The sequence below is a fragment of the Nitrospinaceae bacterium genome, assembly GCA_018669005.1.
Taxonomy (GTDB): domain Bacteria; phylum UBA8248; class UBA8248; order UBA8248; family UBA8248; genus UBA8248.
Genome location: JABJAL010000125.1, coordinates 1 through 9,454 on the forward strand (window position 1 = coordinate 1; position 9,454 = coordinate 9,454).

10 protein-coding genes are annotated in these 9,454 nt (G+C 51.5%); 4 read left to right on the forward strand and 6 right to left on the reverse strand.

Translation table 11 applies throughout. From position 1 onward, the window contains the following. The 3 genes from HOJ95_18575 to HOJ95_18585 all read right to left on the reverse strand — a co-directional run. Positions 1-294 (reverse strand): hypothetical protein (locus HOJ95_18575; protein MBT6396699.1); only part of this gene is annotated, 294 nt, incomplete at its 3' end. A gap of 234 nt (positions 295-528) precedes the next feature. Next, the gene (locus tag HOJ95_18580) at positions 529-2,376 is read right to left on the reverse strand and encodes an aldehyde ferredoxin oxidoreductase family protein (protein MBT6396700.1); all 1,848 of its coding nucleotides are present in this window, start codon (positions 2,374-2,376) and stop codon (positions 529-531) included. Between the two features lie 101 nt (positions 2,377-2,477). Then, positions 2,478-3,188 (reverse strand): PIG-L family deacetylase, encoded by a 711-nt coding sequence (locus HOJ95_18585; protein ID MBT6396701.1) that lies wholly within the window; start codon positions 3,186-3,188, stop codon positions 2,478-2,480. A gap of 425 nt (positions 3,189-3,613) precedes the next feature. On the opposite strand from HOJ95_18585, the gene HOJ95_18590 reads away from it, so the two are divergent. Then, positions 3,614-3,979 carry a PilZ domain-containing protein gene (locus HOJ95_18590; protein ID MBT6396702.1) on the forward strand — a complete coding sequence of 122 codons (366 nt, stop codon included), beginning with the start codon at positions 3,614-3,616 and terminating at the stop codon, positions 3,977-3,979. A gap of 75 nt (positions 3,980-4,054) precedes the next feature. On the opposite strand, the gene HOJ95_18595 is transcribed toward HOJ95_18590, so the two are convergent. After that, the gene (locus HOJ95_18595; GenBank protein MBT6396703.1) at positions 4,055-4,375 is read right to left on the reverse strand and encodes an antibiotic biosynthesis monooxygenase; all 321 of its coding nucleotides are present in this window, start codon (positions 4,373-4,375) and stop codon (positions 4,055-4,057) included. Positions 4,376-4,405: 30 nt separating this feature from the next. Further along, positions 4,406-4,903, reverse strand: a complete 498-nt coding sequence (locus HOJ95_18600; GenBank protein ID MBT6396704.1) for a peptidylprolyl isomerase — start codon at positions 4,901-4,903, stop codon at positions 4,406-4,408. Positions 4,904-5,104: 201 nt separating this feature from the next. On the opposite strand from HOJ95_18600, the gene HOJ95_18605 reads away from it, so the two are divergent. The 3 genes from HOJ95_18605 to HOJ95_18615 all read left to right on the forward strand — a co-directional run bounded on the left by HOJ95_18605 (position 5,105) and on the right by HOJ95_18615 (position 8,375). Beyond that, positions 5,105-5,998, forward strand: a complete 894-nt coding sequence (locus HOJ95_18605; GenBank protein MBT6396705.1) for a DMT family transporter — start codon at positions 5,105-5,107, stop codon at positions 5,996-5,998. 105 nt (positions 5,999-6,103) lie between these two features. Continuing rightward, positions 6,104-6,724, forward strand: a complete 621-nt coding sequence (locus HOJ95_18610) for a hypothetical protein (GenBank protein ID MBT6396706.1) — start codon at positions 6,104-6,106, stop codon at positions 6,722-6,724. A gap of 658 nt (positions 6,725-7,382) precedes the next feature. Then, a complete protein-coding gene (locus HOJ95_18615) occupies positions 7,383-8,375 on the forward strand; it encodes a tripartite tricarboxylate transporter substrate binding protein (protein ID MBT6396707.1) in 993 nt (330 codons plus the stop codon). Positions 8,376-8,488: 113 nt separating this feature from the next. On the opposite strand, the gene HOJ95_18620 is transcribed toward HOJ95_18615, so the two are convergent. Beyond that, positions 8,489-9,454: sulfatase-like hydrolase/transferase (locus tag HOJ95_18620; GenBank protein MBT6396708.1), on the reverse strand; the 966-nt coding region annotated here is incomplete at its 5' end.

Genomic DNA, 9,454 nt, shown 5'->3' on the forward strand with positions numbered 1-9,454 from the left:
GTTTCCCTGGGTGATAATTTTTTGGACTATCACCTGGCTTGCGCCGTTGCCTACCTGTGTTTTGTCTTTTGACCCGGTTTCGGATGACAGGTTGCTGTAAAACGCCTCTGATGTTGTGGCGCGGCTGCGCTTGAAGCCGGGTGTATTTGCATTGGCGATGTTGTTTCCGAGGACTTGAATGATATTTGAGGCGTTCCGCATGGAGGAAGCGCCTGTGGATAAACCTGGAAATACGCCCATCCGAATATCCCTTCCTGATTCGGTTGCCACCGAAAGGGGATGAGGCGTCCACATGGCGCCCCCCAACCCTTTCAGCTCTCGCGAATATCCAACCCGTCCGCGAAGAAACTTCAAAGAACAGTTAAGCAAAGGTCGTGCCGTATGGGATATGTGTCATAACTGTATGAATAGAAATGACTTATCTGTGAGGCAATAGATGAAGACCGTCACCCCGTGCGGAATTTTTTGCCTGAATCGGTAAAAAAAACCGCACAGGGAAGAAGATTTAAGAATCAATTGGTTCTCTGCTCAGCTTTTCGCTACATCGCCCACCAAATCATTGAGCCCCAAACGACCTAGCGTTTCGCGAGTGGGAATACCATTTTCGTCCCAGCCGCGGAGGATATAGTACTCATCTTTCATCGCTTCGAGTTCCTCGGGTGGGCAGTACATGCCTTTATGGGGGCCGTCTGGAATGGGCTCATGCATAACTCGGTGGGGAAGTGTGTCTCCGGAGCGGTCGGCTCCCTCTCGAACCTGGAAAGCACGCTCGAGGTTGCAAATGCGCTCTCCTGTAAGCTCAAGTTCGTCGGCTGTTGTGTCCCAGCCCGTCACAAGATTGAGCAAGGTAGCGTATTTATCATTGATCATCGCCCCGTAGCCGCGTTCTGCTGTGAAGCGGCACTGCGTTAGCGAATCTCCGAGGGCGGTGAAATTCTGCGTGCGGAAAGCGAATTCGGCCTTGCCCTCGGTCGTTGTGTTGTCGTGGTCTGCTGCATACTGAAGCGTGGGGCGGGTGTCGTGGTGACTTCCGCCGCGTGTTCCGGTGGCATAGCCAATTGACATGCCTTTTAGGGCTCGGGCGCTGTGGGCTGGAAGCTCAAGGCCTTTGGTGGCATAGAGGAGGTTAGGCGCATCCCCACCGATTTCCTCGGCTAGGCGCTGGCCGCCTTCTGCGAGTTTCGCACCGAAACCACGCCTGAGCGCTATGTCTTCAAGAAGTTCGAGCATGGTGTCCGGGTCGCCCCAAGCGAGCTCTTTGCCGGTCTCCTCCTTAGTGATAAGGCCGCGCTCGTAGCACTCATATGCAAGCGATAGAGTGACGCCGGCCGAAATGGTGTCCATGCCGAGTTCGTCGCAAAGCTGGTTGCCCCGGTGAAGCGCTCCGGGGTCGCTGATACCAAGCATTGTGCCGAGCGAGAAAATCGATTCGTACTCGGGCATTTTCCACTTGTTGCCGTCCCATTTTCCGCCCTTAATTAAATAGTCCTTCCCGCAGGCCACAGGGCACTTGAGGCATGTGGTGTCTTTGTCGAGATAGTTCTCAAGCATCACCTCGCCGCTAATGGGCTCGCAGTTGTCGAATATTTCCTGCTTGAGGTTGTAGCTGCCAAGCGCGCCCATTTTGTTGATCATGTTCACCAGAATCGGTGTGCCATATTTGTGGAGGGCCGCTGTGCCGGTGCGGACCTCCTCGGCGGTTTCGTTGACGTAACTGCGAAGCGCCTTGGCGTCGGGAACCGATGTCTTTACCTTGCCCTTGAGGGCAATGGCCTTGACGTTTTTACTACCCATGACGGCTGCCATGCCCCCGCGTCCGGCTATGCCGTCCCGGCTCTTGCGCCAGGTGTGGGCAGGGGAGGCGAAGCGAACCATATTCTCGCCTGCTGGTCCGATGGCAAGAACATCGGCTCCGTCCTCGCGCTCTGAGATGGTATCGCAGGCCTCGCTGATCCATTTTCCTTTAAGATCCGAGGCATCGCAGAATTCAACGCCATCCTCGGTGATGGACAGATAAATGAGAGAGTCTGCCTTGCCGTGTAAGATGAGTGCGTCGTGGCCCGTGCGCTTTAGGGTGATGGGCCATGCGCCTCCGAACGTGGAGTCGAAGAAATAACCTGTTAGCGGGCTTTTCGAACCGATGCAGGCGCGGCTTGCGCTCGGCACTGCGGTGTCTGTAAAGGGCCCGACGGCAAAACAAATAACGTTTTCGGGGGAAAGGGGGTCGGTTCCTGGCTGCACCATTTCCCAAATTGTTTTGGCGGCGAATCCGTTACCACCTAAATAATTGCGGGCGAATTCATCGCCAAATTCCTCGACACGGCTTTGCCTGGTACTCAAATCGACGTGCAGGATTTTTCCCTGATACCCAAACATGGAATTCCCTCATTGATAATGGTGATTGAAATGTACTATTTGTGACTTTCTAAAAATATTCTAGCTTATTCCCACAGGTTTAGGGAGTGCCTTAGCCCTTACTATTTAGGAAATTCGAGGCTTCTAAATCCCTCGGCATACTCGTAGCCCTTCTCCTTACCCGTCAATCCTGCCCATTCTTTCAATCGGGGGGTAATTTCGTTGATGTCGGGTATCTGACTCTTATGGCAGGCTAAGGCTTTTGTCTTGAGATCGAAGGTCTCGGTTATGTCGAACCAAGTGTTCATCTTCTCGCGGCTTCCGAAGAAAACCTCTTTTGGCCGGTGTGGCTCAAAGCCTTCGGCGAGCAATTGCGGGAAAAAATTCTCATTCCCAACGGCAGGGTAGAGAGCGTCGAAGGCCGCAAATCCGATTGCGCGGTGATCGCTGTGATACCCGTAAAAGCTGTCATAGGCATCTCGAGCCGGATCATCGGAAATCACCAGATCGGGTTTTACCTGGCGCATGACGCGAACCAAATCGCGCCGAAGCTCGGCTGTGTTGGCTAGCTCACCGTCCGTGTGGCGGAGAAAGTGCACGGCTTTGGTTCCGACCGTTTCAGCAGCGGCTCGTTGTTCGGTTTCCCTGATCTTTCGCCGCTCTTCGATGGAAAGGGTCGATGCCCCGTTTCCGTTGAAACCTTTCTCTCCGCTGGTGCAAACGACGTACTCCACATGACGCCCCTCCCGGCTCCAGAGAGCAACCGAGCCGGCGCAACGAAAGTCGATGTCATCCGGATGTGCGGCTATGACGAGTATCTTTTCATGATCCATCTTTTAATATCCCTGATGAGCGGCGGAATGAAATGGTGGTAGACAAACAGGCGATTTATATATCAGGCGCCAGGAAGATCGCAAAGCGTGACAGAATTTCAAGGCCTAATTAGCACTTGGAGAGGAGCGCCAGGATGTTTGTCACCATCAAGGGGTGGAGATTGTTGAACAGCTTCAATGGTCGATTTTGAGTTTTGCGGGAGGAGATGGCTGTCTCTTAATATGATGTACTATATGGTCCGAATATCTTTATCTGCTCGCGTGGGTAGGGATGCGCGACGTATTAAATACTCGTTAAACTACCTCACCTTGTTAGAGGAACGGCTAGTATTGATCATGTGTAGTATTCTTGAATTCGTAAATCTGAAGTATGATAAAGATATATAGCCCAAGGATTATTGTCTATTTTGAAAGGTTTAAAAAAAATGGAAGATAAACGCGATTTTACGAGATTTGATTATCCTACCGATAGTACGCACTCGCCATCGGAATTTTTTATTTCGGTTCCCGAGCTTTCGGATGAGCCTCTTCATCCTGAGGATTTCAGCGCGGGCGGTTTTAAGCTGAATCTGCCCAAATGTCCCAGACTAGGTGATAAATGCACCTGCACAATAAATCTGTATGACATTACCCTCTCGGGTTTGGCCGCCACGGTAGCGCATATATTCGAAAACCGCACAGATCCAACTACTTGGTCCGTGGGCCTATCGATCGAGATTTCTGATAATGAGCGGGATCATCTCTCCTCGTTGATGATGGCCTTCATCAATGGCGAGAAGGAGATAATCTAAGAGCTGTCTGAGTCAAAAGCCTAGCTGAAGAAATTTATTATCTTCCAGTCTGTCAAATTTTTAGGCCCGCCTCTTTCAAGGTGAGGTGCCCCGGGAGAAATCCACAGCTTCGAGTAGTTGCCCCTTTGGCGGGCCATCCATCAAATTGCCGAGATGCTCGCGGAAATTTTTGTAGTGAGGCATTTCGCGGTGAGCGTCGAGGGCAGCTTGATTATTCCAGCATTCGATGAAGTGAAAGCTCCCGCTACCATCGCGGGCAGTAAAAAGGTTGTAGAAGACACAACCTGCCTCGGCGCGAGATGGCTCGCACATACCTCTAAGCAGCTCTTCTGCGGCGCTCTCTTTTCCAGCTTGTGGCTTTAGGGTGGCGAAAATAAAAACACGATCATCGGCCATGAGAATTCTCCTGGAAGTTAGTAGTATTTTTTAGTCGTCGAGAATGGCGTTCCATTCTGAAATATTGTCGTTTTGTGCATCTAGCAGGGCACTCGTGTCGCCTTCGATGGTAATTTTTTCGATGGCGTCGCCTTGCTGAATTTTGTCCACGACTCTCTGGCCCTCTGTGACGAGGCCGAAAACCGTGTGTTTTCCGTCAAGCCAGGAAGTTTCTGCATGCGTAATGAAAAATTGAGAGCCATTCGTGCCGGGCCCTGCGTTCGCCATTGAAAGTACGCCGGCGGAGTCATGTTTTAGTTTCGGGGTGCACTCATCCTCAAAAGTGTAGCCAGGGCCGCCTGTGCCGGTGCCCTGGGGGCAGCCGCCTTGAATCATGAAATTGTCGATTACCCGGTGGAAGATGAGGTCATCGTAGTAGCCACGCTGAACGAGGTTGACGAAGTTTGCCACTGTCACCGGGGTGTGCTCCTCGAATAGATTGAGGTTGATGTCGCCGCGGTTGGTCGTGATTGTCGCTTTAAATACCATCAAAAACTCCTTTAGAAGAGCCATCCGTGGGAGGAGAACTCTACAAGAATTGAAAAGATATCCCAAAATGGGAGGCTCCCTGGACATTAACAGAACACAGCGAGGGGGGGAATCGAGTTTGCCGCCATGCGCTTTGGTTTTTGATGAGTCCAATATGGTAATGTCTCGCCCTGCTATTCACCTCTTTGAAATTGGTTGAAAATGATTGATTTGCTTATCTACGGCATTCGGGGAGAATATCTCGCCACTATCTCCTCTCTGCTCTACGCGATAACTCTGATTTCCATCAGGGCCGGGATGGCGGGCGGCACCCCTTTTGCCGCTTTGCTAACAGTGAATACGATAGTCTCGATTGGCGGGCTAACAGTTGCTGCCATCAGGGGAACGTTGTTTTCGACGGCACTTGCTCCAGTGTTATGGTTTGTCGTGACCGGAATATGCGCCCAGGGAATCGGCACGCTTACCCACTACTTCGGTATTGAGCGAATGGGGGTGAGCCGGGCGACAGCGGTACAGTCCATTACACCTCTTTGGGGAGTGTTGTTTGCGTTTGTTGTGTTGGGAGAGCGGCCTGGAATCGCCGTTATTTCTGGGACGGTGGCGATTGTCGCCGGGGTGGTACTGCTTTCCTTGCCCGAGAAGCGGTTTGAGGAGGGAGGGTGGGTGCAGCGGGCGGTGCTATTCCCGCTGGTGTCCTCTGTGGTCTATGCTTTTGTGCCAATTTTTGCGAAATTTGCCTTTGCCTATCAGCAGACGCCGGTGTTGGGCCTTGGCGTTGCATTTGGAAGCGCTTCAATCGTGATGTTCTTGGTGAGGAGGAAAATACCGGGAGGTGGAGTCATCCAGGCCAACTCCAGGAGTTTTGGATTTTTTGTCCTGGCCGGGGTGATGAATATGGTGGGTGCCATTATATATTGGAGCGCTCTGGTGGCTGGGAGCGTATCGACTATTCTTCCTATCAGTAGGCTTTATCCGCTCTGGGTGCTTGTCCTGGGAGCGTTGTTCCTGGGGAGGATGGAGAAAATCTCGATCCGGGTGGTTCTGGCGGGAGTTATAGTCGTTTTTGGAGGTGTTTTAATAACAATATATCAATAGTTTATGCTGATGTTCTAATGTTTTGGTTTATGTATATTTTTCGGCATGGGGCAGGGAAGCCCTCAATTCGCTAGCTTTTTTAAGTTCAGTAAAAGGATTCCATGCATGAGTGATTCGATAGATACGCCCTCGGGCGAAGGGTCTAAGCCTGTCTCCGCTCAATGGGTCTCTGACCAACCGATTTCCGGCCAGCAGGTTCTTCTAATCTTCCTGCTTTCGGGGTGGCTGACTGTTTCCCTGTTTGTCTGGTTTTCCGCAGGCGTGACTTTTGAAGTTTTGTCGATCAAAAAAACACCTGAAATATCAAATAGATTTACCGAAATACCTGAAGTGCGGCGCGAGCGCTTGCTTCGTCAGACGGCAGGGGCCATCAACCGCAAAATGTTTCGGGGCTGGAACGTGGCCCAGCTCATCGGGGGCCTCATTATTTTGGGGCTCTTTTTCAGGGTGCTACCCGAGACCGGCCAATCCCCCCAGGTACATAAATATATGGCCATCGCCGCTTTTTCCATCGTTTTGGCGCACGCCCTATTTTTGGGCCCCGGCATCGCGCAATCGGGCAGCCTGCTCGACGCCCCTGACCCTGTTATCGCGGCCCAGGCCGCCCGGCAATTTGGCATCTATCACGGCGTATACATGTCGAGCGATTTGCTCAAAGTCGTTTTGGTGGGTTGGCTCCTCTGGATCGTCTTCCGCCGGCTGCGACCGACACCGGGTGTCAAATAAATCCCTCTAAAGCATTTCTGGAAACCCGCGCCAATGCTCGATTAAGGAGTGCTAGCGCGGGCTTTCTGATTTTCGACCTTGTATTCCTTTATATCTGATTGTACGTGATTGTGGCCCACCAATAGACACTAAAACAGACATCTTAAGATAGGGAGGATCGAACCTGCATTTTCTCTGGCCGAAGGGGGTGGGGACTTTAGGTCCGTCCTAGCCTTTAATTAGTTCCTTGGCACACATCCTCCCCTAAAGGGGAAATTTCTTCATCTGTTTAACGTCTGACATGCTTCTTTCATATCGACCGAGCCGAAAAAGTATCGAAATCCTCTGCTTCAGCATGGACCGCCTTGGGAGGGGGCAGGTCAAAGCTTGAGAGCGTCCTGTTTAAATACACAATCAATTTTTGAATTCCTGTTTGGATAGAATCTCCCCCTTTTTTTTAATAGCAGTGAATTTTCAGAGGGCCCAATTATTACGTAGCTCACCTGTATTTAAACCATAATTTTTAATTCGCCATGCCCAGGATTCTTGTGTATTATTAGGAACTCAGCTTCTATATTTCGCGTTATATGGATGGCATTTAATTTCATGTTCGTATTCGGAAAACGTCCGAAAGCGGGCTTTCTGGAGCAGCTCGATATTTATTTTGGGAGATTGGACGATGAGTCGATTTAAGTGGGGTTTTTCCTTCGTGGTTGTTCTTTCGATCTCGATGTTTTTGATGGGGATAACCCAATCCCATGCAGCAAAGAAATTTCCATGGAAACCGATAAGAGTCATCGTTGCCTTAGGTGCTGGCGGTGGAAATGATCTGAATACACGTGCGGTCGCCAGTGTGGCCCATACCTATTTAGGGCAGCCGATGATTGTCCAGCTAATGCCCGGAGGCGGCGGGAAGATTGGAATGAATGCGTTGATGAGGGCGAAAAACGATGGCCATACGCTCATGATGTCCTCTACAAATCATCTGACCGTCAGCCCTCATGTTCGTAATATGGGATTTGACCCCCTGAAGGATTTTGAGTTTGTCTTTTTATTTACAAAAGGCGACTACATGATGACGGCCATGGCATCGCAGCCATGGAAAGGATTTAAGCAATTTGTAGGTCATGCCAAAAAGAACCCAGGTAAGTTGTCCTACGGCTCTTCCGGCGTTTATGGAATGGGTCATTTGATGCTCTTGAAAGTCATGGCGGATGCCGGAATTAAGCTTAAGCATATTCCTTTTAAAGGCGGGGGCCCCGCTTATCGAGCGGGATTAGGCGGCCATATCGACACCTTTGGCGCGCTTCCAGCCACAGGCGGAACGTTGGGCCGGTACCGCAGAGGGCAGATCCAAATTCTTGGCGTGGCCTCCAAAAAACGGAACAAGCTGTTTCCGAAAGTGCCGACATTTAGAGAAAGTGGCGTGAATTTTGTTCTGGCTTCTAAGCGAATCATGATCGCGCCCAAAGGAACGCCAAAAGAGCATGTCGACATTTTGGTGAGCGGTTTCAAGAAACTCGTAAAAGATAAGACATATAAAAGCCTGCTTAAGAAAATGGGTGATAAGCCAACCCCGCTTTGGGGCGATGCCCTGAAAAAAGATGTCGCCGATGACTATATGGCTTATGGGGAAATATTTAAGAGCATCGGCCTAGAGAAGAAAAAATAGAGGCAAGGGCATTGTTGCGTCTCGGGGTAGTGGGATGAATTTTTGGCTAACTAGGCTCTCTGACGGAATTGTGGCAGCATTTCAAAACCCCCTTCGAGCAAGGGGGTTTTGTTTTATACTTTCGGGGCGGGGGTTCCCGCGAAGCTGCCCCCTTTGAGGATGGCTTCTCTGCCACCAAAGCGCGCAACGAGTGCCGCCTGAGCGCTCTTTGCCCGGCGGTCGGCATCTTCCGGGTCAAGTATTTTTCGAAGGATGGACTCGAACTCTTGGAGGAGGCGGTCGTGCCCAGGGTGGCTGGCGAGATTCACCTCTTCTTGCGGATCTGAATCCAAGTCGAACAGCTCGGGTGAATAGCCCAGATAGTGAATGTACTTAAATTTGCCCTTCCTGAGCATATAGGCGGCACTTGGGGCGCCCGCACCGTGATATTCGCTGAACACGACGCGGTCGGGGTCCTCCGGGCTGGAGGCGATGCCATACCAGGAATCGCCAGGAAACGCCTTTTCTTTCTCAGTCAGAGTCTCACCCACACATTCGAGAATTGTCGGATAGGCGTCGGCCAGAGAAACCGGGGTGCCGCAAACTCGGCCTTCAGGAATGTCCGGCCCCGCTATGATGAGGGGTACGGCGGCGGCTTCTTCATACATGGTCATCTTTCCCCAAAGACCGCGCTTGCCCAGGTTCTCTCCGTGATCGCTCACATAGACGATCCGTGTATTTTCGGCCAGACCGCTAGTTTCGACGGCATCGAGCACACGACCGACATTTGCGTCCATGAAGGAGCACATCCCAAAATAGGCTGCGATGCCCATCTTCCGCTTCTCATCGTCCATGTAGTCGTCGTAGGGCCACCCTTGCCGAATCGCGCGCACCCAGGGGTGAAGCCTCGGGTCATCTGCTTCGAACGGTTCTGGAACGGGAACCTCATCCAAGGGATACATATCGTAGAACTCGGGTGGTGCGATCAGCGGATAGTGAGGAGAAATATAAGAGACGAATAGCGCCCATGGAGGCCCGTCCGTAGACTCGTCCGCCGACTCGATCCAATGACAAGCCCGCTCAGTAATCTCTGTGTCGTA

Coding starts and splice junctions, on each gene's coding strand:
- HOJ95_18595 (MBT6396703.1), bottom strand. CDS start 4,375: ATGGCCGATGATCGTGTTTTTATTTTCGCCACCCTAAAGCCACAAGCT.
- HOJ95_18610 (MBT6396706.1), top strand. CDS start 6,104: ATGAGTGATTCGATAGATACGCCCTCGGGCGAAGGGTCTAAGCCTGTC.
- HOJ95_18605 (MBT6396705.1), top strand. CDS start 5,105: ATGATTGATTTGCTTATCTACGGCATTCGGGGAGAATATCTCGCCACT.
- HOJ95_18590 (MBT6396702.1), top strand. CDS start 3,614: ATGGAAGATAAACGCGATTTTACGAGATTTGATTATCCTACCGATAGT.
- HOJ95_18580 (MBT6396700.1), bottom strand. CDS start 2,376: ATGTTTGGGTATCAGGGAAAAATCCTGCACGTCGATTTGAGTACCAGG.
- HOJ95_18615 (MBT6396707.1), top strand. CDS start 7,383: ATGAGTCGATTTAAGTGGGGTTTTTCCTTCGTGGTTGTTCTTTCGATC.
- HOJ95_18585 (MBT6396701.1), bottom strand. CDS start 3,188: ATGGATCATGAAAAGATACTCGTCATAGCCGCACATCCGGATGACATC.
- HOJ95_18600 (MBT6396704.1), bottom strand. CDS start 4,903: ATGGTATTTAAAGCGACAATCACGACCAACCGCGGCGACATCAACCTC.